This is a genomic window from Pseudoduganella sp. HUAS MS19 (assembly GCF_053615455.1).
Window position 1 is genome coordinate 2,623,501 of the sequence record NZ_CM132133.1, and the last position, 22,843, is coordinate 2,646,343.

Here is a 22,843-nt window from a genome sequence, read left to right on the forward strand (position 1 = left end):
AGATCGGAAATGGATAGGATTGATCGAGAAATAATCGGGCTTTTGCGCGATGATGCGAGGATAAGTTTTAAGGATTTAGGTGAGCGCGTAAGCCTCAGTGCGAACACGGTGGCGGACCGCGTGCGGCGCCTGGTGGCCGATGGCGCCGTGCTCGGATTCGAGGCGCGCATCGACCACGCGGCCCTTGGCCTGCACCTGCAGGCCTATATCGACGTCAAGCTGAAGTCGGGCACCAATACCCACGAATTCGAGGAGATCGTGAAGACCATTCCAGGCGTGCTGGAAGTGGCCCTGCTGACCGGCAATTACGACGGCCTGCTGCGCGTGGCCTGCAAAGACCAGGCCCATTTGCTGCGGCTGATCGATACCTTGCGCGACCGCGCCGGCGTGCAGGACACCTATAGCCGTGTAATCCTGCACCAGACTCCCGTGCGTGCGCCGCTGTCTGTGACAGAATAGCGGCCCCGATGATTTGATTGCAGGATTCCGATGCAAAAGCTGAATGCAGAATTGAGCCGACTTTATCTTGCGCCGCCGGATGGCGGTACCCGTCGCATTTGCCTGTCCTTCAGGAAGCTCGCTGGCGAGGGCGAGGCGTCGCACTGGGAGCGGCTTTGTGCGGTGGCTAATTCGCTGCAAGCGGAGCTGGGCTTGCCCGCTCCAGCGGTGAGCATTTCCGGGGACGGCGCATTTGGGCTTTGGCTCTCCCTGCAGCAGCCTGTAACGGCGGTGCAGGCGCAGGAATTCGCCAGGCTGGTATGCCCCGGCGCCGAGGCTACGGTAGCGCCATTGCCGCCGTTCCTGAACCAGGCTGGCGGCAAGTGGTCGGCCTTCATCCATCCTGGCATGGGCGCCTCCTTTGCCGGCGACGAAGGGCTCGACATGCAGCCGCCAGAAGCGGGGCAAGTCGCCTTGCTCGAAGGCCTGGAAAGCATTGGGGCGGCCCAGTTTGCGCAAGCGCTCGCTCAACTGCGCCCGTCCGCTGCGGTGGCAAATCCGGAGCAGGGCTCGGCACCGGGGCCTGGTGGTGCCGTACCGGATGGCTTGCTGCTGAAGGACGCGACGCTGGAAGACATCGTCACGTTCCTTCATGCGAAGAACATCGAACCTACTTTCCGCTTCCTGAAATGAGCGGCAGTTGTGCGGCGAGCTGCGCCGCCGTCTCCGCCGCCACGTTGATGAACATGCAGCCGATATGGAGCTGCTCGCCGAGCAGGAAGGAGCGGAAGCCGCGCGTAAAACGGACCTCAAGCTCCGTGGCGATCTCGATATCCTCTCCCAGCTCCAGCAGGACGTCGGGGATCTTGCGCCCCTTGAGCAAGCCTTTCGCCTCGACCTTCGAGCAGCGCAGGCCGATGCCTCCCAGCGAAAGATCGTAAATTGGCAGCTCATACGCATGGCCGTTCAATACGAATGAGGCCATGAAATTCGCTCCCAGCGGCGTTTCCATGCGTTCGGAAGCGCGCCGGTTCAGCACCGTGCAGGTTTCCGGGAATGTCATCGGGATCAGGTGCGGCTTGCCTGCGACGGGCTTCCATTCCTGGCTGGAGAGGCGAAATTGCAGCTTGGCGGTACGCAGCCAGCTTACGAAAGTGACTTTGCCGGGCTGCAGGACAGCACCTTCGTTCAACTCCATCACGAAATGCGGCAACTGCGGGTCGACGGACAGGATGCGCCCAAGGACCGGCTCGCGGTTGCCGGGCACGTACATCGAGATCGCGTCTCCGGTCGCAGCAAGAAGTGTCAGCGCGTCGCCGATCTCGTCTTCGCTCGTCATGTCGAACGAGCTGGCGGAAGCGATGAACGGGGCTAGCGCGTCTTGCGGCCGCGGTGGTCCTTTGCGGATCGGGACGGCATGAGGCTCATTGAGCAGCATATCGCGTGCATACGGGGCTGTTTATAACCTCATCATAGGACGCGAATTGCCAAATGGCAACCTCTTTTAAGTTCCTGAAAAGAGGCGGGCCAGCCGCCGAAGACAGGGGCGGCTGGCGGGGACTGTCAGGCGGCGACTTGCACGCGTGGCTCACCGGCGGCCATCTCGCCGATGACGGCGGCGTGCTCGAAGCCGTGGCTGCGGAACAGGGCCAGAACTGCGTCGACGCTCGATGGATCGCAGGACACCAGCAAACCGCCCGAGGTTTGCGGATCGGTCAGCAGGGTGTGCTGCGGCTGGGTGATGTGCGGCGACAGCAGCACGTCCTTGCCGTAAGCGTCCCAGTTGCGGCCGGAGGCCCCGGTGAAGAAGCCGTCATGCGCCAGTTTCTCGACGCCCGGCAGCAGCGGGATCTGCGACATATTCAGCCGGGCGGTCAGCTTGGCGCCGCGTGCCAGTTCCAGCAGGTGGCCCAAAAGGCCAAAACCGGTGACGTCGGTCAGCGCGTGCACGCCGGGCAGTTCGGACAGGGCCTTGCCTGGCTTGTTCAATTTGGTGGTGTTGTCGATCATGGCCTGGTAGCCTTCATCGCCCAGCACGCCTTTCTTCAGCGCGGCGGACAGCACGCCCACGCCCAGCGGCTTGCCCAACACCAGCACGTCGCCCGCTTTGGCATCGGCGTTGCGTTTTACCTTCGACGGATGCACCAGGCCCAACACGACCAGGCCGTAGATCGGTTCTACCGAGTCGATGGTGTGGCCGCCGGCAATCGGAATGCCCGCCTCGTTGCAGATCGATTCGCCGCCCTTGATGATCTTGCCGATCACGTCGATCGGCAGCTTGTTGACCGGCATGCCGACCAGGGCCAGCGCCATGATCGGGGTACCGCCCATGGCGTACACGTCGGAGATGGCGTTGGTGGCTGCGATGCGGCCGAAGTCGAACGGATCGTCGACGATCGGCATGAAGAAGTCGGTGGTGGCGATCAGGGCCTGCTCGTCGTTCAATTTATAGACGGCGGCGTCGTCTGCGGTCTCGATGCCGACCATCAGCTCCTTCGGCACAGGGAAGCCGTTGGTGTTTTTCAGGATCTCGGACAGCACGCCGGGCGCGATCTTGCAGCCGCAACCGCCGCCGTGGGAGAAGGAGGTGAGTTTGATTGGTTCAGTGCTCATGATGGGGTCTTTCGGTTCGTATGGAGCAGATTATCCACCAAGTCGAGCAGGGCTGCGTGCTCGGCTTCGGGGGCGAAAAGTCTGGCGCGGCGGGCGCATTGTTCCTGCAGCTTTGCATACCAGCCGGCGTCGTTGATGCTTTTGTCGACCAGGATGGCCAGCGCTTGAGCGTCGCCGAGCGGGAAGTAGCCAAGGTAGTCGTCGCCCAGCATGCCGCGGTTGCCGCTGATATCGCTCGCCAGCACCGGAACGCCGCTGGTCACCGCCTCGATGATGACGTTGGCGCCGCCCTCCATGCGCGAGCAGATCGCCATGGCGTGGGCGTGTTTCAGGCGCTGGCGGGTATCGGCGTGGGGCAGGGGGCCCAGCCATTGGTAGCGTCCCGGCCAGGCCGCGTTGGCTGCGGTGGCAGCTTCGCCCAGTTCGGGATCGAGCACGCCGCCGATCTGAATCAGGCGCGCGGAGGGGGCTGCCAGGTGCGAGGCGGCAAGCATGAAAGTGCGTGGGTCTTTTTCTTCGCGCAGGTGGCCAACCATCAGGATGTCATGATGGCGTGGGTTAGCAGGCCGCGCGACTGGCGCCAGGCTGGGTGCGGACTGGTAGATCACCCGGGCCTTGTGGCGCAGGTGGGGCGGCAGTTCAGTGAGGCCGGCTGGCTGCAGCAGCACCAGGGCGGCGGCGCGCTCCAGCGAGGCTTGCGCGCCGGCGTCGTTGCCGATGTCGCGATACAGGTCGGTACCGGTCAACACCAGGATGGTTGGACGGCCGGGATGTGCGGCGCAGAAGCGCGCCAGCGGTATGGCCGAACGGCGCGCGTGCAGGGCGATCAGCAGGTCGGGCGCGGCTTCGGCAGGCCAGTCGGACGCAATGTCGGCCAGGTAGCGCGTGCGCAGGAACTGTGCCCAGCGACGGGCAGTTTGCCAGTTGCCGTTGTTGGCCTGTGCCAGCGCCGGGCTGACGATGCAGATTGTCTGCTTGCTCACTGGTGTAATTCGCTCAAATATCGCTACAATCGACCCATGAACGCCATCCATGCCTCGTTCCGGACCGCCCGAACACAGCAACTTGCCGATGCCTTGCAGGCTGCGCGCAATTATACGCTGAGCCTTTTCGATTGCTTTGTTGCCGCTGGCATGGACGTGTCGATGCGGGTGCCGCAAATGCGCATTGTCAATCCGCCGTTGTGGGAGCTGGGCCATACCGCCTGGTTCGCGGAATGGTTCGTCTTGCGGGAAGCGATTTCCAGCCATCCGGCCGATGCGCTGTATATGTCCCTGCTGCGCAAGGGAGACGACTGGTTCGATTCGAATATGGTGCCGCACCGCAGCCGCTGGAGCCTGGACTTGCCGAGCACCGGCGGCGTCAAGACCTACTGCCATGAGGTGCTGGACCGCGTCCTGGACAAGCTCTCGCGCGAACCGAACACGGACGAAGCGCTTTACCCGTACCGGCTGGCGCTGGCCCACGAAGACATGCATGGCGAAGCCTTTCTCTACACCTTGCAGACATTGGGTTTGCAGGCGCCGGCGCACCTGACCCATGACGAACGTGCCACCGGTGCACCGGGCGACATTGCATTCCCCGGCGGCACGCTGCAACTGGGCTGCGCACCGGATGCGGCTGGCTTCATCTTCGATAATGAAAAATTTGCGCATCCCTGCCATGTTGCGCCATTCCGCATGGACGCCACGCTGACCACCAACGCCCAGTACGCGGATTTTGTGGAAGATGGCGGCTACGAGCGGCGCGAGTTCTGGAGCAATTCCGGCGCCGACTGGCTGATGCGGCAGGAACGTTCGGCGCCGCGTTATTGGCGCCGCGACAACGGGCAGTGGCGCACCATGCGGTTCGGGCGCCTGACGACGTTGGCGGCGCACGAACCGGTGCGGCATGTATCGCTGTATGAGGCCCAGGCCTACTGCGCCTGGGCCAATCGCCGGCTGCCGACGGAAATGGAATGGGAGTACGCGGCGCTGCATGGGCACCCGGCGTTCCGCTGGGGTCAGTTGTGGGAGTGGACGGCGTCGCCGTTCGAGCCTTACCCGGGCTTTACTGCCGACCGTTATCGCGAGTATTCGGCGCCCTGGTTCAGCACCCACCAGGTGCTGCGCGGGGCCTCATTTGCCACGCCGTCGCGGCTTGGCTCGGCCAAGTTCCGCAACTTCTACCTGCCGGAACGCGACGATATATTCAACGGCTTCCGCACTTGCGCATTCGAATAGCTTGACGCTGCTGCGCCAGGCGGGAAGCGGCTGGGAGTTCGTGGCTGTGCGTTCGATGCCGCTGGCCAGACAATAAAAAGCCGCCCGGAGGCGGCTTCAAGGCTTACTTTTTCTTCAGGTGGTCATCCAGCCAGCCGATCACGGTGTGGTGCCACAGGATCGAATTGGCGGGCTTCAGCACCCAGTGGTTCTCGTCCGGGAAAACCAGCAGCTTCGATTCGATGCCCTGGCGCTGCAGCGCCGTGAAGGTGCCCAGCGCCTGTGCGGTCGGGATGCGGAAGTCCAGGTCGCCCTGGATCACCAGCATCGGGGTCTTCCACTTGGCCACATGGTGCACAGGGTTGAATTTTTCGTAGCCGTTCGGGTTGGCGTAGTAGGTGCCGCCGTTATCCCATTCGGTGAACCAGAGTTCTTCGGTGGAGTAAGCCATGCCACGCTGGTCGAACACGCCGTCGTGGTTGACGATGCACTTGAAGCCATCGCTCCAGTTGCCTTCGATCCAGTTCATCATGAAGCCACCGTAGGAGGCGCCCAGCGCGCAAGCGTTCTGGCCATCGAGGAAGTCATACTTGGCCACGGCAGCCGCCAGGCCTTTCTGCAAGTCTTCCAGCGGCTTGCCGCCCCAGTCGCCACTGATCGAATCGGTGAAGGCCTGGCCGTAGCCGGTCGAACCGTGGAAGTCGATGAATACCGAAGCATAGCCTGCGCCGGCATAAACCTGCGGATTCCAGCGGTAGCTCCAGCTATTGCCGAAGCTGCCTTGCGGGCCGCCGTGCACCAGGAAGGCAATCGGGTACTTCTTGCCCGGTTCGTAGTTCCAAGGCTTCATCACGTGGCCGTACACGGTTTCGCCGTTTGCGCCTTTGAAGGAGAACTGTTCGTACTCCGCCATCCTCACATCTTTCAGGCGATCGGCGTTGGCCCAGGTCAGCTGCATGCCTTTCTGCTCGGCGCCTTCGGTTTTCAGCTTGACCAGCTGCGCACCGCCGCCCAGCGAGGCATGTGCGGAAATCACGGTGTCTTTCTGCACGTCGAATTCGCCGGCATAGCCTTTGCCGGTCAGCGCGGTGACCTTGCCTGAGCCGAGGTCCAGCGAGAACAGGCGATGGTTGCCGACGTCGTCGGCGTTGGCCAGGAGGGCCTTGCCGTCAGGGCGCCATTTGTAGTCGGCGACGGAGCGGTCCCAATCCTGTGCCAGCACGCGCTTTTTGCCGGTGGCGACATCCATCAGCACCACGTGGAAGCGGTCGGCCTCAAAGCCCGGGCGCTTCATCATCAGGTAGGCCAGGGTCTTGCCGTCGGGGGAGAAGGACGGCTTGGCGTCCCAGGCCGGGTTTTCGGCAGTCAGGTTGCGCGGTGCGGCGCCGCCGGCGGCCGGGACTTCGTACAGGTCGAAATTGGTGGACCAGGATTCGGCCTTGCCCGCCACACGCGCCGAGAACACGACTTTCTGGCCGTCGGGACTGAAGTGGTAGTCGGCGTTGTCGCCGAAAGGCTTGGAGTGCACGTCGCCATCGAGCGTGCCGCTCAGGCTGACCGGAGCGCCGGCCTTGCCGCTTGCGTCGATTGGCGCTGAGTACAGTACGTTGCGGCGGCCATCGGCCCAGGTATCCCAGTGGCGCACGAACATCTCGTTGTACAGCATGCCGGTCGCCTTGTTCCTGGACTTGTCGTCCAGGCGCTTTTTAGTGCATGCCAGGTCCGCGCAATCGCGGAATACTTCGAAGGCCATGGCCAGGCGGTCGCCCTTTGGCGACAGGCGGAAGCTTTCCACGCCCAGCGGGTAATCGGTAATGCGCACCGCTTCGCCGCCGGCGTTCATCGGCAGGCGCCAGACTTGCGCGGAGCCCGAACGGCCGCTGACGAAATAGATGGCGTCGCCCGAAGGGGACCATTGCGGCTGGCTGCTGCTGGCATCGTGCTGCGTCAGTTGCACCGGGGCCGGCTTGGCGGCCTTCAGGTCGATCATCCACAGTTGCGTGATGCCGCGGTTCTTTTCCATATTGGTGGCGCGGACGGTGTACACCACGCGGCTTGCATCCGGCGACAGCACAGGGCTGCCAACACGGTCCATGCTCGCCAGGTCTTCGATGGTCAAGCCGCGCGGGGCGGCAACGGCATTGGTAGCCGCAGCGATGGCGGCGCCCAGTACCAGCAGGCGTAAGGTCATTCGGGATCTCCGGTCTGTTATCAAATCTGCCAGCTAGTGACTGGCCAGCGGGCATGATACTGTAATATGCCGCGCATGGAGATCAATACTAAGAAAATCGCGGTCTGGGGATTGACCGGCGCCACCGCAGCCTTGTGCGCCGGCGCCGTACTGTTGACGCAAACGTGGTATTCGAAGCCGCTCAAGCTTGAATGGTTTTACATGCGCGGCTTTGCCTCCGTTGCGCTGAAAAGCCCGGAGATGATGTCGAAGCTGCGCGTGCTGCCCGGCTGGCTGGATTTCAGCAGTTCGCGGCTGGATGACGAATCGCCGCGCCGCCGGCATGAGTTTTACCAGGACATGAAGGACAACCTGGCCATGCTCGACCGCTACGACCGCAATGAACTGGGGCGCGAAGCGCAGCTGTCCTACGACACGCTGCATCATTACCTGACCACGGTGGCGGAGGGCGAGCGCTTCCAGCTCCATGAATTCCCGGTCAACCAGGTGCGCGGCCTGCAAAGCTCGCTGCCCGAGTTTATGTCCGATGTGCACCGCGTGACTACCCGGGGCGAGGCTGAGAGCTACATCGCCCGCCTGGAGAAATTCCCGCGCAAGTTCGGACAACTGATCGAAAGCCTGCGCGCCCAGGAGGCCGCCGGCATCCTGCCGCCGCAATTCCTGGTCGAGAAGGTTCTGCTGCAGATGCACGGCTTCGCGGGCCGGCCGGCGCGCGAGAACATGCTGTATACCACCTTCAAGGCCAAGCTCGATGCGATCCCCCTGGCCGACATGAGCGAAAAGGTGCGCAACGAGCTGCTGCAGGGCGCGGCAGACGCGATCCGGAAAAGCGTCTACCCGGCCTATGCCGAATTGATCCGCCATTTCGTCGACCTGCAGGGCCGCGTCCAGGCCAACGACGGCGCCTGGTCGCTGCCTAGCGGTGACGAATACTACGCTTGGTGTGTGCGCTTTCACACTTCGACCAACCTGACGCCGCAACGGGTGCACGAGCTTGGGCTGGCCGACGTCGACCGCCTCACCGGCATCATGGACCGCCTGCTGCGCCAGATCGGGCTCGACAAGGGCAGTGTCGGGGAACGCATGCAGCAGCTGCAGCGCGACCCGCAGTACCGCTACCCCGACACGGAGGAGGGCCGCAAGCAGATGCTGGCGGAGTACCGCGCCATCATGCAAGAAGCCGATGAGAAGCTGGCGGGCGCGTTCAGTACGCATCCCAAGGCTGCGGTGGAAGTGCGGGCCGCGCCGGCCGAATCGGCAGCGACAGCGCCCACTGCATATTACATTCCCGCCGCGATGGATGGCTCACGTCCAGGCGTGTTCTATGCAAACATGCGCTCGCTGAAAGACACCCCGAAATTTGGCATGCGCAGCACGGTCTTCCACGAGGTGATGCCGGGCCACCATTTCCAGGTATCGCTGGCGCAGGAGATGAAGGGTGTGCCGTTTTTCCGCCGGGTGATCAGTTTTTCGGCATATCAGGAGGGCTGGGGCCTGTATGCGGAGCGCCTCGCGTCGGAAATGGGCCTGACGCCGGACCCGCTCGACCAGTTGGGCCGCCTGCGCGACGACATGATGCGCGCCGTGCGGCTGGTGGTCGACACCGGCATCCACTATAAACGCTGGTCGCGCGAAGAAGCCATCGAATACATGATGGACATTACCGGCATGGCCGAACAGGAAGCGACGGTGGAAGTGGAGCGCTACATCGTTTCACCCGCCCAGGCGCTGGCTTACAAGGTGGGCATGCTGTCGATCCTCGGCTTGCGCGAAAAGGCGCGCAGCGAGCTGGGCGACAAGTTCGACCTCAAGGAATTCCACCACGAAGTCCTGAGCCACGGCGCCTTGCCGATGACAGTGCTGGAGCGTGTGGTGGACGACTGGATCGCCTCCCACCGCAGATGAAGGTCGGGGTCAGCTCCGGCAATCGGACACGGGCTCAAGCGCTAAGCGCTTGAGCCCGTGTCCGATTGCCGGAGCTGACCCCGACTTTAATTACAGAAGGTGCTTGCCGAGCGCTTCGAGGCGTTCGAAGTAGGCGGTCATGTCCAGCTCTTTACGGGCTACGCCGCTGCGCATTGCCGCCTGGGCGATCTTCGGCGTGACGGTTGGCAGCAGGCGGTCGTCCAGCAGGCCGGGCACCACGTAGTCCTTGCCGAAGCGGGCGTCGCTGTGCGCCAGGCCGGCCAGGGCGGTCACGCAGGCGCGCTTCATTTCCTGGTTGATGGTGGTGGCGCCGGTGTCCAGCGCGGCGCGGAACAGGTAGGGGAAGCACAGCGCGTTGTTGATCTGGTTCGGGTAGTCGGAGCGGCCGGTGGCGATGATCGCGTCCGGCGCCACTTCGCGTACCAGTTCCGGACGCAGTTCCGGTTCCGGATTGGCCAGGGTGAACACGATTGGCTGCTTCTTCATGCGCTGCACGTCGGCTTGCGACAGCACGCCTGGCCCCGACACGCCGAGGAATACGTCGGCGCCTTCCATGACGTCGGACAGCGTGGTGGCAGTGGTGTCCTGCGCCCAGTCGGCCTTCTCGCCGGTCAGGTTGCGGGCCTTGGTCAGCACGCCCTTGGAGTCGCACACGAAAATGTTCTCGCGGCGTGCGCCGATATCGACCAGCAGTTCCACGCAGGCGATAGCCGCTGCGCCGGCGCCGGAGCAGACGATCTTCACGTCGGCGATGTCTCGCCCGGTCATCTCGACGGCGTTCAGCATGCCGGCGCCCACCACAATCGCGGTGCCGTGCTGGTCGTCGTGGAATACCGGGATGCTCAGGCGTTCACGCAGCTTGCGTTCGATGTAGAAGCACTCGGGCGCCTTGATGTCTTCCAGGTTGATGCCGCCGAAAGTAGGGTGCATGGCGGCGATGATGTCGACCAGCTTGTCCGGATCGGTTTCGTCCAGTTCGATGTCGAAGGAATCGATGCCGGCGAATTTCTTGAACAGGATGGCCTTGCCTTCCATGACCGGCTTGCCGGCCAGTGCGCCGATATTGCCCAGGCCCAGCACCGCGGTGCCGTTGGTGATGACTGCCACCAGGTTGCCCTTGGCCGTGTATTCATAGGCCAGTGCCGGATCGCGTGCGATTTCCACGCAAGGCGCCGCTACGCCTGGCGAGTAGGCCAGGGCCAGGTCGTCCTGGCTGCCAACGCTCTTGGTCACTGCAATGGCCACTTTGCCGGGCGTGCCGGCCTTGTGGTATTCCAGGGCCTTTTGTTCAAGACTGCTCATTCTGTGCTTCTCCTTTTGTTCTGCGAAAAACGCCCGCTACAGGCCAGTTTAGCCTGTGCGGGCGTATGCTGCAGGGCGCTACGCGGGCGCCCGGCTTGGTATTTGATTAAGGGTACAGGCCACGAACTTCGCGGGCAGCCAGCACGCGGGTGCATGCCAGGATGAAGGTTGCGGTGCGCAGCGATACCTTCTTCTCTTGCGACACTTCCCATACGGAGTTGAACGCGTCCTGCATGATGCGGGTCAGGCGTGCATTGATTTCTTCCTCGCTCCAGAAGAAGGAGGAGAAGTCCTGCACCCATTCGAAGTAGGACACGGTCACGCCGCCGGCGTTACACAGCACGTCCGGAACGATCAGGATGTCTTTTTCGTTCAGGATGTCGTCCGCTTCAGGGGTGGTTGGACCGTTGGCGCCTTCCAGGATGATCTTGGTGCGGATCTGGCCTGCGTTCTTGGCGGTGATCTGCTGTTCCAGTGCTGCCGGTACCAGGATGTCGGACTCGATGCCCCAGAAGGAATCGCGGTCCTGGGTTGCTTCCGCACCTGGGAAGCCAGCCACGCCGCCGGTTTCCGCTACGTGCTTGTGCAGTTCAACGACGTTCAGGCCGCCCTGGTGCACCACGGTGCCGGTGTGATCCTGCACGGCGATGATCTTGGAGCCCGCTTCTGCGAACATGTTGGCAGCGATGCCGCCCACGTTGCCGAAGCCCTGGATTGCAATGCGTGCGCCCTGGATTGCTACGCCGCGCTTTGCAGCCGCTTCACGGCCGGTCACGAACACGCCGCGGCCGGTTGCTTCACGACGGCCCAGCGAGCCGCCCATCGAAATCGGCTTGCCGGTGACAACGCCGGTCGACAGGTTGCCTTCGATCATGGCATAGGAGTCCATCATCCATGCCATCACCTGTTCATTGGTGTTGACGTCAGGTGCAGGGATATCCTTGGTCGGGCCGATGATCAGGCTGATCTCGCTGGTGTAGCGGCGGGTCAGGCGCTGCAGTTCACCTTTGGACAGGGTCTTCGGATCGACACGGATACCACCTTTTGCGCCACCGTATGGCACGTTGACGGCGGCGTTTTTCACCGTCATCCATGCCGAAAGGGCCATCACTTCCGACAGGGTCACATCCTGGTGGAAGCGTACGCCACCCTTGCCAGGGCCGCGAGACATATTGTGTTGAACGCGATAGCCTTCGTAGTGGGCGATCGTACCGTCGTCACGCTCGATTGGAACGTCGACAACGAGGATGCGCTTAGGGCGCTTCAGGGTTTCTACCCAGCGGGACAGGCCGCCCAGGTGAGGGGTGACGCGATCAATCTGTTTCAGGTACTGGCCCCAAGGACCGAGATCTTCGGAGTTGAGGTAAGAAGGCAAGGCGTGGTTGGTCATTGTGTGACTCGCTCAGTTGTTCGGTAACGCGGCGAATCTTATTCCTGTGCAATTGCCGAAGCCAATGCCGAGTGCGCATCCGGTTATGCAAAATTTGCATAACGTGTCGGAATGGCATGTGTTTGAACCAAAACTACAAACCGGCGCAGGCCGGTTTTAACGGTCCGAAGCCGGCACGCGCCGCTTTGCCGAAGCCGGCTTTTGCTTCTCCGCCAAGTGCTCCCACAGGCGCGCCACAATCGCCTTGCCAGGCCGCGCCGCGCTAGGCCGTTCGCGGTACAGGCGGATCTCCATCTCGATTTCCCACTCCGCACGCCCGCCATCGGCGCGCGCCAGCAGCTTCTGCTTCACCTCGCGCGTCACCGCCGATTCCGGCAGGAAGGCAATCCCGCGCCCCTCCAGCGCCATCATCTTCAAGCCCTCCGCCATATCGGTTTCGTAGTGCGTCTCAAGGTGCAAAGACTGCTTCGCATCCGACATGATCAGGTCGACCATGCGCCCCAGGTAGGCATTGGTGGTGTAGGACAGGAAAGGCAGCGGGGAAGTTTTCCGTCCCGGCAGCACGAACTCCGGCTGCTTCGCCTTGTCGCAGCGCGCATAGGCGCGCAAAGCCTCGCGCCCCAGCACCAGCATGTCGTAGCGCCCGGGATCAAGCTGCACCGGCTGGCGTGGGTGGTGATAGCAAAGCAGCAGGTCGCATCCGCCTTCCACCAGCTGCAGCACCGCATCGTGTACGTTCAAGGCCATCAGGCGTGAATTGATCGGCGCGAATTCCTCCTCGAGCTGCGTGATCCATTTCGGAATGAAGGTTAGCGACAGCGTATGCGGCACGGCAAGGTCAATGCTGTTTTGCGCCGCCGCCCGCTTGCCGCGCAACAGCTCGCGCACGCCGTTGATCTGGCTGAGCATTTCCAGCGCCTGTTCGTAGAACACCAGGCCCGCCGGCGTGACGCGCGTGGGGTAGGAGGTGCGGTCGATCAAGTCCATGCCCAGCCAGTTCTCCAGCGACTGGATGCGGCGCGAGAATGCCGGCTGCGTCACGTGGCGCAGCTGCGCCGAGCGGCTGAAACTATTTGTTTCAACCAGCGAGATAAAGTCTTCCAGCCATTTTGTTTCCATGTATGTAATCCTAAGCAGCGGTTGCGATGCGGCGCATTGGCGTGAACAGCAACGCAAGCGTAGCGCAAACCAGCAGGATTGCGCCACCGCCAAAGAACATTTGCGGCAGGGTCGCGCTTTGCATGATCCATCCGGTTGCGGCCGAAGACAGCGGCGCCAGGCCGAACATGATGAACATGAAGATGCTCATCACCCGTCCCATCATCTGCGGTTGCACGCGCTTCTGGATCCAGGTGAACACCGCCACTTGCACCAGGCCGACCAGCGCGCCGAGCGACAGCAGGAGCAAGCCCCCTTGCCAGGCCGCGGTGATCAGGCCAAGCGGCATAAGCAGCAGGCCGGCCATTGCATCGACCGACAATGCGAGCAGGCCAATGCGTACAGGCTTGCCGGCGTTGTACCTGGCGCTCATGCCGGAGAAGACCATGCCCGCAAGCATGCCCGCGCCGTGGGCTGCCATCAGCATGCCGAAGGCAGCGCCGTCGTGCAGGCGTTCCTTGGCCAGCACTGGCAGGGCCACTTGCATGGTGCCGCCGATCAGCACGGACACCAGCGCCCAGTAGGCGAAGCAGGTGCGCATCTCCACGTCGCGCCACACCGACAGCAAGCCTTCGCCGACGGCGTACAGCACGTTTTGCGGCACTGGCGGCGTGGCGCCGGGCAGAGGCACCACGCGCGACAAGGTCCACGCGGAGACCACGAAACTCAGGCTGTCGAACGCGAATGCCAGTCCGAGCGCACGCATGCCGCCGGTTGCATCGCCGGCGTCGCCGATTGCCAGCAGCAGGGCGGCCAGCAAGGGACCGGCAAGCATGCCGACCTGGCGCACACCCATGATGGCGCCGTTTGCCGCCTGCAGGAGGTCCGCAGGAATGGTGCGCGGCAAGATCGAGCTGCCGGACGGGTAGGCGAATGCTTGCGCCAGGCCAATGCCGAGTGACAGCGCATACACCAGCGGCAGCGTGGCCGCCCCGGTCAGCGTAAGCAGCGCCAGGGCGCCTACCAGCAAGGCGCTGGCGTGCTTGGTCAGCATAAACACGCTCTTGGGCGAATAGCGGTCCACCACGGCGCCGCCGATCAGGATGAAGATCGCGCGCGGCGCGCCCAGCAGGGCCAGCGCCAGGCCAAGCGATAAGGGATCGCCGGTGAGTTTCAGTACCAGCCAGGGTAGGGCAATCAGGGTGAATTGATCGCCCAGCATGGAAAGGATGCCGCCGCTGAGCAACCAGCGGAAGTTGGCATTGGTTTTCAGGCTTGGGCTGGGCGTCATTATTGTGGTCCGATCAGGTTGGCGAGAACGGCGTTCAGCGGCGCCAGTTCTTCATCCTTTGAATGCCGCAGCAGATCGGCCGCGTATTCATTGGCGGTGCGTTGGGCGTTGTCGAGCAGCGCGTGGCCGGCGGCGGTAATGACCGCGTAGCCGACGCGCGCATCGCGTTCGTCAGCCTGGCGCGCCACCCAGCCGGTCTTCTCCAGCGGCAGCAGGGTGCGGGTGACGCCGGACGCGGTCAGTCCCAGCCGGTCGGCCAGGTCGACCCGGCGCAGGCGGCCGCCAGGCGCGTTGGCCAGGCTTTGCAGCAGCATGAAGTCGCTGAAGCTGAGGCCATGGTGGCCGCCCAGGACGGTGTCGAGGCGGCGAATGATGGCGGCGTGAGCGCGCGCAAGGCGCAGGCAGAATTCGAGTGCGTTATCCATGATTGCTCATTGAGAAGTGCTTGAGTACTCAAGTATATCGAAACTTCTTGCCGCGCGCCATAAAATAACATCGGAATCGGTGTCAGCGGTAGACTAGCGTCATGAACAACCGCCGATCATTTCTCAAGAGTTCCGTCGCGGTGGCATCGGCTTTGGCGCTGCCGGCCATGGCGCGCGCTGCCGTCGCGGCGCCGCATGAGCGCAGCCTGCGCTTCTACAACACGCATACCGGCGAAACCCTGCGCACCATGTTCTGGGCCGAAGGGCAATTCATCCCCGAGGCGCTGCAGGACATCAACCACCTGCTGCGCGACCACCGCAACGACAAGATCGCAGCCATCGATCCCGAGCTGATATTGCTGCTCGACCGGGTCAGCTCGCAATTTAGCAATCATGAAGTGATCCATGTGATATCCGGCTACCGTTCGCCGGAAACCAACCGCAAGCTGGCCGAAGCCGGCGGCGGTGTGGCCAAGCACAGCATGCATATCGAAGGGAAGGCGATCGACGTGCGCATTCCGGGGCGCGACCTGGCGCGCTTGCACAAGGCCGCGCTGTCGTTGCAGGGCGGAGGTGTCGGCTACTACCCGACCTCACAGTTCGTGCACATGGACACGGGCCGTGTGCGTCACTGGTGAGCCAGCAGCGGGTAAGGATTGATCGGCTTACCCTGCCACCAGTTCTTCTCCGGGCCCAGTTCAAACATGGCGAAATGCAGGTGCGGCGCTGCCGGATCGGCATTGCCGGTCGCGCCGACATAGCCAATCAAGTCGCCACGCTTGACCTGCTGGCCTTCTTTCAGCGCGCTGGCGTAGTGGTCGAGGTGGGCGTAATAGTAGGAATATTTCTCGCTCGGATCGAACTGATAGATCGTCAGCCCACCCGGTTTGCTGGTGAATAGCTTGGTGATCTTGCCGTCTGCCACTGCATAGACCGGAGTGCCTATCGGCGCGAGGATGTCGAGCGCTTCATGCACGCGTTCGGAGCCGCGCGGCTGGTTGTAGGTGTCCTGGATTTGCGCGAACTTGACGCCGGCCACGGGGATCAGCAGTGAATTGCCGCTGCCGCTTGCTGCCGGCCCGCCGGTCCCGCTGCTGTCGTTCGGACGCATGCCGGCCAGCGAATCTCCCGCCTTGCCGGGCCTTAGGGGGGCGGCAGCGTGCGGCGGATCGATCGGCGCCGCCGGTGTCGGCGTGAGCGCCGGTGCGGGCACTGCGGCGGAATCGATGACGGGTTGGCTCGCCGGTACGGTTTGCGGTACGGCTGCCGGACGGTCGCCAGGCATCGTAATGGCCGCCGTTTCACGGTTATCGAGCGGCACGCGGCTAAGCAACAGCAGCGTGCCCGCGGCACCAAGGGCGATGCCGGCAATCAGGGTGCCGAATGTGCCGATGGGTCTCATGGCAGCCTCCTTATTCCTGCAGCACGACTGGCGTTCCCGGCCCCACGGCATCGGCGACGCGCGCGGCGTCCCAGTTGGCCAGCCTGATGCAGCCGTGCGACTGCGTTTTGCCGATCTTGCCCGGCTCCGGCGTGCCGTGGATGCCGTAGTGATCTTTCGACAGGTCGATCCACGCGACGCCGACCGGGTTGTTCGGTCCGGGCGGGATGGTGGCCTTGCTCTCGCCGGGTCGCGCATCCCAGAACAGCTTCGGGTTGTAGTGGAAGGGCGGGTTGCGCGCCACGCCATTCACCTTCCATTGCCCGATGGGGAGCGGGTCATGCTCGCTGCCGGTACTGGCAGGCACTTGCGCAATCACCTTGCCGCCGGCGTCCAGCAAAGTCACTGTACTGTCGCTGCGGTCCACGACCAGGCTGGCCGCTTTCGGCAAGGGGCGCTCGCCGCCGATATTCGGCACGACTATTTGCGTGCCGGCCCGCTCAATGTCCTTGCCGGGGTTGAGCTTGCGCAGCAGCGCCGGACTGGCGTGAAAACGTTCCCCCAGGGCTTCGGCGGCGCTGGAGTAGCCAAGCGCCTGCAGCTTTGCCTTATCGGCCATCTCCTCCGGTATTGGCTGGAACGGGCCGGCGACATCGGCCTCGGTCACGGTGTATGCAGTCAGCACTGGCTGGCCGTCATCAAGCGCGGCGAGCGTAGCGTCATCCACCTTGCCCGTCTGCGGCAGGTTGCGCGCGCGCTGGAAACCGATCAAGGCTTGTCGCATATTGCTGCCGACCGCGCCGTCGATCTGCCCGCCGGAAAAGTTGGCCCGGTCCAGCAGCACTTGGGCGCGCACGGTTGGCGAGGGCGAGTCCGGAGCCGCATGCGCGCCCGTGCTGGCTAACAACAGGGCAATCAGGGTTGTTCTCATGGGCGCAGTGTCGCGCCGTTTTCCAGGCCGCTCCGTTCGGTAACGTACAAAAGAAAAAGGCCGCCGGGTTGCCCCTGCGGCCTCGGTACTAGGGTCAGACCCTTGGGTCTGAGCCAGGTTGACCGGTTTTAACGATCACCCCATGGACGGCGCGGAGCATCGGTGCGTGGGCCTTTGAAGCCGCCGGCATCGCGGTCGCGATTGCGGAAGTTGCTTTCGCCGCGCTCACGGAAACCGCCTTCCTTGCGGAAGCCGCCTTCGGCAGGACGCTCAGCGCGGAAACCGCCTTCGGAACGGAAACCGCCGCCGTCAGCACGGTTGCGGAAACCGCCTTCAGCTGGACGCTCGGAGCGGAAGCCGCCTTCGTTGCGGTTGCGGTAGCCGCCTTCAGGGCGCTCGCTGCGGAAGCCGCCATCTGAACGATCGGAACGGAAACCGCCTTCTGTACGGAAGCCGCCTTCATTGCGATTGCGGTAGCCGCCTTCCTTGCGCTCGCCTGCGAACGGATTGCCTTCGCTGCGATAGTGGCCGCCTTCCGAACGCGGATTGGAGAAGGAACGCTGGCCTGGCTTGGCGTTACGTCCGTCGCCTGGCTTCCAGCCTGGGCGCGATGCGGAGCGCGAAGGCGCTGCACGCTTAGGCTCGAAGCCTTCGATCACTTCGACCGGGATCGGCTGGCGGGTGAGGCGCTCGATGCGGCGTACCAGCATGTTTTCCGCATGGTTCACCAGCGATACAGCGATACCGTTGCGGCCTGCACGGCCGGTACGGCCGATGCGGTGCACGTAATCTTCAGGGAACTTCGGCAGGTCGTAGTTGAACACGTGGGTGATGTTCGGCACGTCGATACCGCGTGCTGCCACGTCGGTTGCAACCAGCACCTTCACGTTGCCGCGGCGCAGGCCGTCCAGGGTGCGGTTACGCGCGCCCTGGTGCATGTCGCCATGCAGCGCGGCAGCGGAGAAACCGGCGATGTTCAGGCGGTCGGCGATGGTGTCGGCGTCGCGCTTGGTGGCGGTGAAGACCACCGCCTGGTCCATGGTTTCGTCGCGCAGCAGGTGGTCGAGCAGACGGTTCTTGTGCGACAGGTCGTCCACGAAGTGCACGCGCTGAGCGATGTTTTCGTGCTTGGTGGTCGCGGTGTTGATCTGGATGACCAGCGGGTCCTTGGTGATGCGGCGCGCCATATTGCCAACCACACCATCCAACGTTGCCGAGAACAGCATGGTTTGGCGCGATTCAGGAGTGGCAGCAACGATCTTCTCGATGTCTTCGATGAAGCCCATGTCCAGCATGCGGTCGGCTTCGTCCAGCACCAGGATTTCCAGTTGCGAGAAGTCGATCTTGCCTTGATCCATATGGTCGATCAGACGGCCCGGCGTCGCCACCAGGATTTCCGGATTCTTCGCCAGCAGTTGCATCTGTTTCGGATACGGCATGCCGCCCAGAATCGCGACCGACTTGATGTGGCGCAGATGCGAGGTGTACTTGGTGGTGTTGGTGGTGACTTGCAGGGCCAGTTCACGGGTTGGAGTCAGCACCAGCATCTTTGGCTGGGCAGGGCGGAAGCGTGGACGCTCGCCGCGGGCACGTGCCGACTGGGCTTCTTGCGCGGCGGTCTTGCCGGACGTGCCGGCATAAGGCGCGCTGGCCAGGCGGTGCAGCGATGGCAGCATGAAGGCCGCGGTCTTGCCGGAGCCGGTTTGCGAGGAAACCAACAGGTCCTTGCCCTCGATCGCGGCAGGAACGGCCTGCTGCTGGACTGGAGTCGGCGCAGTGTAGCCGGCTTCGGTCAGTGCGTTGAGGATGGACGTGTGGAGACCAAGTGCTTCAAAAGTCATGTATATCTTTCGTAAAAAGCGAAAAAAGCTACGCTAAACCAAAACGAAACGACTCTATTTTGTATAGAAATTTCGGCACAAAAGCTTTGCGCCGGGACGGTGTCATTAACGACGACACACAGGGCGGAAGGGCTTTTTAGGCGGCATCCAAATTCAGGGATGCGGCAGATAGTTTCGCGAAGCTGCTATTTGTGTTGTTATTTTCAGCTGCGTTGATGTGTTGCAGCGCACAAGCGGTGAATTATACATGGAAACGCTGCTGTGCGGTAGCTTTCGTTTGGATTTGCGGCAGAGCAATATTGCATGGTTTGCGCGGCGGGAACTTCCGACCTCGGGTAGTTAGGCCAAATTCGACCCGCAAGAACTTCCTGTTCTTCGGTTCCGATAGCGGCCGCCAGCGTGCCGCCGCCATGTGTCGCCGATTTGTTGCCATGGAACGTCGCTGATTAAGTGCGTCGGCAACCAATCTAAAACAACGCCGGTTACGATAAACTGGCGACATGGATACCCGCCTAATTGATGCCTTGCGCATCGCCCCCAGCATCGACTTGTATCAACTTAGCCTGGCCGTCAGTCAGATGCTAAGCGACCCGCAACGCATTCTTGAGGTACGACGCCATCTCCACCTTGGCGCTAACGTCATGTATTTCGATCACCGTCGCGGCACCTTGGCGCCTGGCCGCGTGCTCCAGCTTCAGGCAACATCTGCGACCGTTCAGGACGATGCCACACGCACACACTGGAAGCTGCCTTACGCCGCCATCGTCGCCGATCCCGCACAGCGCGCAGAACAGGCATCACAGGCGCCACCGCGTCGTCCCGACATGAGCGCATTCAGGCTCGGAGATACCGTCAGCTTCACGGACAAGCATCTGCGCGAACGCATCGGCACGATCACTCGAATGAACACCAAAACCTATTCCTTGCTCTGCGACGGTGAGCAGTGGCGAGTGTCGCCGGGACTCTTGCGTAAGGTCGTTGATATCTAAGAAGCCTGAGTAGCGAATCCCAACCACGCGTCAAATCGTCACGCACGGCGCCCTGGAACGGAGCCCCGGCGAGGCGCGGATGGCTGCTTTCGAGGTGACCGGGCAACCGTCACCTATTGCACGAGTACACTCCTTACCTACGGAACGCAAGGCGCGTCCAAGTCACGCCTGCCATCCGATTTTCTGTCGAAACTGACTGGGTGCGAACGTTCAAAACCGGCTGTAGTCCATGAGACCGCGCTAGTTGCACGGTTTCCTCGGCTGTTACTTCAAACATGCGTCGGCCTCTTGGAACTGGGCCATGACGCAGCGACATAATCATGACACCAGTTTTGCTGAGCAATGAAGCCACGATGGGCATTGCTTTTTGGCGAAGTTCCTCATCGAGATGCATCCACACCGCGGTCAGCATAATGACATCAAACTTCTGATACCTTGATCGAAGGACTGACAAGTTCGGAAGACTGTCGTCAAGCCATTCAACGGCATATGTCCGATGCATTTCTATACCTGGAATACGCAACTCCTTGGTCGGTTCGACTGCGACGACCTGGTGGCCCATCGCAGCGAACGCAGCCGCATCAATGCCAATACCTGAACCGATGTCCAATACCAGGCTTGGGGCCGGCGGCAAAAGGCTGAAAACTATTTCATGCTGATCCTCAAAAGATATACTCCGCCATCGTTCGATTAATAGTTTTGCTTCCTCGGCGTAACCCTCTGTGCCGCTAACTTGAGCGGACATTAGTTCGTCTGTCGGCTAGGGCAGGAAAACGTTCCGCCAGCGCTTCATCAAGTCGCCGCAAATAGCTCCGGCCATATGTCCCGTCTTCCAACGCATCCACCAACCCGTGCGGAATATCGGCGACGTATTCTCGGGACAGCGAGGCTAATCCCATAGCGATGGCCGCTACACTATCGACATCTCCACCAAAGTTCACGCAGTCACGCAAAAGGCCAGACATACTGCGATTTCTGAGCAAGGCGGTGTTCACTGCATGCATCGTTTGAATCGCATCACACTCTATCTCTGCCTGCCAGTCGCGGCGCAAAGAAAGTCCCGTCTCTTGCACCACGAGGTCCGGCAAAGCGTCCAGCCGAGCATTTTCATACAAAAGCCCATGCGCCATCAATGCCACCGCTTGCGACGACAACACGCCTGCGCTGGTGGCGTGTGTGACTAGTGCCTGCTCGCGGGCAAGCGCCATCACGCGTTGTTTGTCGGCCATTAGGCCCAGCGGCACCGCCCGCATCGCAGCACCATTTCGCTTGCTATCTGGGCGGATGCGCTGCCTGAGCACGGCCCCGGTCTCACATTCGTCCAGGAGCGCCTGCAAGCCCTTAGCGTATCCCAGCCTGCGGTCGCGCCGGTAACAGCGGACATAGGCGTCGGCGAAGTCATCGCTGCGCGCGTCGGAACTGGCCAGCAGCACTTCGGCGTTGGCAATGCTCATCTGTGTATCGTCGGTATATCGGCCGGCCTCGAGCCCGAGCTCATGCTCGACGTAAGCGGCAAGCGTGTTGTACGCATCGATCTTCTCCCGGCCACAGAACTCAAAACCCGCTCCGTAGGCATCTCCAATCGCAATTTCAATCAGCATTCCAGCCTTTCCCTTTCGCATGTGGTAGCGTGATGCACAAGTGCCCGCCCGATTTGCTGTTCCCGGAAGACTCAGCTGCGCTGACAATCATTGTTTTATCAGGCCAAACTAATCGCCATCGTTCGTTGCTGGACTGTGCGGCGATTTCGGCTTGATGCCCCGGCGCGCCAATGCCTCGCGCAGCAGGAACTCGATTTCCGCGTTCACGCTGCGCAGGTCCTGGGCGGCCAGGCGTTGCAGTTCGTCCCACAACGCCGGGTCTATCCTCAGGGGGAATGCTTTTTTGCCGGGGCTGGCCATCTTGGCTCAGTTATACAGCGTGCCAGTGTTGACGATGGGCTGGGTCTCCTTATCGGAGCACAGCACCACCAGCAGGTTGCTGACCATCGCTGCCTTGCGTTCGGAATCCAATTCAACGATGTCGCGTTCGGCCAGCGCGTTCAGCGCAGATTCAACCATGCTGACCGCGCCGTGCACGATGCGGGAGCGGGCGCTGACGATGGCCTCGGCCTGCTGGCGGCGCAGCATGACTTGTGCGATTTCCGGCGCGTAGGCGAGGTGGGTCAGTTTGGCGTCCACCGTTTCCACGCCGGCTGCCTTGAAGCGTTCCTGCAGCTCGCTGCGCAGGGCCTGCGACACTTCATCCATGCCGGAACGCAGTGTCATTTCCCCCTTGGACAAGTCTTCACCATCGTCGTACGCATAGCTGGATGCCAGGTGGCGGATTGCGGCTTCGGCTTGTACGGCCACATAGCGTTCGAAATCATCCACGTCGAAAATGGCTTGCGCGGTGTCCTGCACGCGCCAGACGATGGCTGCCGAAATCTCGACCGGGTTGCCGCGCTTGTCGTTCACTTTCAGCGTCGGTGCATTCAGGTTGCGGGCGCGCAGCGACAGGCGCTGCTTGCGGTACAGGGGGAAGGCCCAGCGCAAGCCTTCATTGCGGTCGGTGCCGATGTACTGGCCGAACAGGGTAAGGATGGCGCTTTCGTTTGGCTGCAGCATGTACAGCCCTGGCGCCAGGAATACCGCTATGACGGCGCAGGCCGCTGCCAACAGCGGCTGGAATGCGCGCAGCAAAAGGAAGGCAAAGATCGCCAGCAAAACGACGACGGTCAAGGCCAGGTAACCACTGTAAGACGAAAACGGCTTTTCGGTTCGGTTCATGATCGATCCAGGAGGGTTAAATCAAAGTGATATCACTTTAGTCTCACTTTTCGGGGTT

At 62.3% G+C, this 22,843-nt stretch carries 22 protein-coding genes; 6 read left to right on the top strand and 16 right to left on the bottom strand.

From position 1 onward, the window contains the following. Positions 1-9: 9 nt before the first annotated feature. Positions 10-459, top strand: a complete 450-nt coding sequence (locus ACWBU6_RS12075) for an Lrp/AsnC family transcriptional regulator (RefSeq protein WP_452649027.1) — start codon at positions 10-12, stop codon at positions 457-459. Between the two features lie 30 nt (positions 460-489). Continuing rightward, positions 490-1,131, top strand: coding sequence for a hypothetical protein (locus ACWBU6_RS12080; RefSeq protein ID WP_452649028.1), 642 nt, complete (start codon positions 490-492; stop codon positions 1,129-1,131). Here ACWBU6_RS12080 and ACWBU6_RS12085 read toward each other — a convergent pair. The 3 genes from ACWBU6_RS12085 to senB form a co-directional block, all read right to left on the bottom strand. Continuing rightward, on the bottom strand, positions 1,109-1,876 hold the full coding sequence (locus tag ACWBU6_RS12085) for a flagellar regulator YcgR PilZN domain-containing protein (protein ID WP_452649029.1): 768 nt from the start codon (positions 1,874-1,876) through the stop codon (positions 1,109-1,111). The two genes, ACWBU6_RS12080 and ACWBU6_RS12085, sit on opposite strands and share 23 nt — an antisense overlap. Before the next feature lie 125 nt (positions 1,877-2,001). Beyond that, complete coding sequence (gene selD, locus ACWBU6_RS12090; protein WP_452649030.1) at positions 2,002-3,051, bottom strand: selenide, water dikinase SelD; 1,050 nt, start codon at positions 3,049-3,051, stop codon at positions 2,002-2,004. Further along, the gene (gene senB, locus ACWBU6_RS12095; RefSeq protein WP_452649031.1) at positions 3,048-4,034 is read right to left on the bottom strand and encodes a selenoneine biosynthesis selenosugar synthase SenB; all 987 of its coding nucleotides are present in this window, start codon (positions 4,032-4,034) and stop codon (positions 3,048-3,050) included. Before senB ends, selD begins: the two co-directional genes overlap by 4 nt. 36 nt (positions 4,035-4,070) lie before the next feature. Between senB and senA the strand changes: the two genes are divergently transcribed. After that, positions 4,071-5,273, top strand: a complete 1,203-nt coding sequence (senA, locus tag ACWBU6_RS12100) for a selenoneine synthase SenA (protein ID WP_452649032.1) — start codon at positions 4,071-4,073, stop codon at positions 5,271-5,273. 103 nt (positions 5,274-5,376) lie between these two features. On the opposite strand, the gene ACWBU6_RS12105 is transcribed toward senA, so the two are convergent. After that, positions 5,377-7,443 (bottom strand): prolyl oligopeptidase family serine peptidase, encoded by a 2,067-nt coding sequence (locus ACWBU6_RS12105; protein WP_452649033.1) that lies wholly within the window; start codon positions 7,441-7,443, stop codon positions 5,377-5,379. A gap of 75 nt (positions 7,444-7,518) precedes the next feature. Here ACWBU6_RS12105 and ACWBU6_RS12110 point away from each other — a divergent pair, with 75 nt between their 5' ends. After that, the gene (locus ACWBU6_RS12110; RefSeq protein WP_452649034.1) at positions 7,519-9,348 is read left to right on the top strand and encodes a DUF885 domain-containing protein; all 1,830 of its coding nucleotides are present in this window, start codon (positions 7,519-7,521) and stop codon (positions 9,346-9,348) included. Between the two features lie 90 nt (positions 9,349-9,438). Here the strand turns inward: ACWBU6_RS12110 and ACWBU6_RS12115 are convergent, their stop codons facing one another. The 5 genes from ACWBU6_RS12115 to ACWBU6_RS12135 form a co-directional block, all read right to left on the bottom strand. After that, positions 9,439-10,671, bottom strand: a complete 1,233-nt coding sequence (locus ACWBU6_RS12115; protein ID WP_452649035.1) for a malic enzyme-like NAD(P)-binding protein — start codon at positions 10,669-10,671, stop codon at positions 9,439-9,441. Positions 10,672-10,777: 106 nt separating this feature from the next. Next, on the bottom strand, positions 10,778-12,061 hold the full coding sequence (locus ACWBU6_RS12120; protein WP_452649036.1) for a Glu/Leu/Phe/Val family dehydrogenase: 1,284 nt from the start codon (positions 12,059-12,061) through the stop codon (positions 10,778-10,780). Between the two features lie 156 nt (positions 12,062-12,217). Next, the gene (locus ACWBU6_RS12125; RefSeq protein ID WP_452649037.1) at positions 12,218-13,180 is read right to left on the bottom strand and encodes a LysR family transcriptional regulator; all 963 of its coding nucleotides are present in this window, start codon (positions 13,178-13,180) and stop codon (positions 12,218-12,220) included. Between the two features lie 10 nt (positions 13,181-13,190). Next, on the bottom strand, positions 13,191-14,450 hold the full coding sequence (locus tag ACWBU6_RS12130; RefSeq protein WP_452649038.1) for an MFS transporter: 1,260 nt from the start codon (positions 14,448-14,450) through the stop codon (positions 13,191-13,193). Further along, positions 14,450-14,875 carry a MarR family winged helix-turn-helix transcriptional regulator gene (locus ACWBU6_RS12135; RefSeq protein ID WP_452649039.1) on the bottom strand — a complete coding sequence of 142 codons (426 nt, stop codon included), beginning with the start codon at positions 14,873-14,875 and terminating at the stop codon, positions 14,450-14,452. The genes ACWBU6_RS12130 and ACWBU6_RS12135 overlap by 1 nt, the downstream gene beginning before the upstream one ends. Positions 14,876-14,976: 101 nt before the next feature. Here ACWBU6_RS12135 and ACWBU6_RS12140 point away from each other — a divergent pair, with 101 nt between their 5' ends. Further along, complete coding sequence (locus tag ACWBU6_RS12140) at positions 14,977-15,513, top strand: DUF882 domain-containing protein (RefSeq protein ID WP_452649040.1); 537 nt, start codon at positions 14,977-14,979, stop codon at positions 15,511-15,513. On the opposite strand, the gene ACWBU6_RS12145 is transcribed toward ACWBU6_RS12140, so the two are convergent. The 3 genes from ACWBU6_RS12145 to ACWBU6_RS12155 form a co-directional block, all read right to left on the bottom strand. Continuing rightward, on the bottom strand, positions 15,504-16,277 hold the full coding sequence (locus ACWBU6_RS12145) for a M23 family metallopeptidase (protein ID WP_452649041.1): 774 nt from the start codon (positions 16,275-16,277) through the stop codon (positions 15,504-15,506). The two genes, ACWBU6_RS12140 and ACWBU6_RS12145, sit on opposite strands and share 10 nt — an antisense overlap. A 10-nt stretch (positions 16,278-16,287) precedes the next feature. Then, a complete protein-coding gene (locus tag ACWBU6_RS12150; protein ID WP_452649042.1) occupies positions 16,288-17,187 on the bottom strand; it encodes a L,D-transpeptidase family protein in 900 nt (299 codons plus the stop codon). A gap of 128 nt (positions 17,188-17,315) precedes the next feature. Next, positions 17,316-19,028 (bottom strand): DEAD/DEAH box helicase, encoded by a 1,713-nt coding sequence (locus tag ACWBU6_RS12155; RefSeq protein ID WP_452649043.1) that lies wholly within the window; start codon positions 19,026-19,028, stop codon positions 17,316-17,318. Positions 19,029-19,528: 500 nt separating this feature from the next. On the opposite strand from ACWBU6_RS12155, the gene ACWBU6_RS12160 reads away from it, so the two are divergent. Continuing rightward, the gene (locus ACWBU6_RS12160; protein ID WP_452649044.1) at positions 19,529-20,017 is read left to right on the top strand and encodes a hypothetical protein; all 489 of its coding nucleotides are present in this window, start codon (positions 19,529-19,531) and stop codon (positions 20,015-20,017) included. Between the two features lie 133 nt (positions 20,018-20,150). Here ACWBU6_RS12160 and ACWBU6_RS12165 read toward each other — a convergent pair whose 3' ends face one another. The 4 genes from ACWBU6_RS12165 to ACWBU6_RS12180 all read right to left on the bottom strand — a co-directional run bounded on the left by ACWBU6_RS12165 (position 20,151) and on the right by ACWBU6_RS12180 (position 22,785). Next, the gene (locus ACWBU6_RS12165; RefSeq protein WP_452649045.1) at positions 20,151-20,762 is read right to left on the bottom strand and encodes a class I SAM-dependent methyltransferase; all 612 of its coding nucleotides are present in this window, start codon (positions 20,760-20,762) and stop codon (positions 20,151-20,153) included. Next, on the bottom strand, positions 20,746-21,618 hold the full coding sequence (locus ACWBU6_RS12170) for an ADP-ribosylglycohydrolase family protein (protein ID WP_452649046.1): 873 nt from the start codon (positions 21,616-21,618) through the stop codon (positions 20,746-20,748). Before ACWBU6_RS12170 ends, ACWBU6_RS12165 begins: the two co-directional genes overlap by 17 nt. Before the next feature lie 108 nt (positions 21,619-21,726). Further along, on the bottom strand, positions 21,727-21,918 hold the full coding sequence (locus tag ACWBU6_RS12175; RefSeq protein WP_452649047.1) for a hypothetical protein: 192 nt from the start codon (positions 21,916-21,918) through the stop codon (positions 21,727-21,729). A gap of 6 nt (positions 21,919-21,924) precedes the next feature. After that, a complete protein-coding gene (locus ACWBU6_RS12180; RefSeq protein ID WP_452649048.1) occupies positions 21,925-22,785 on the bottom strand; it encodes an SPFH domain-containing protein in 861 nt (286 codons plus the stop codon). Positions 22,786-22,843 lie beyond the last annotated feature (58 nt).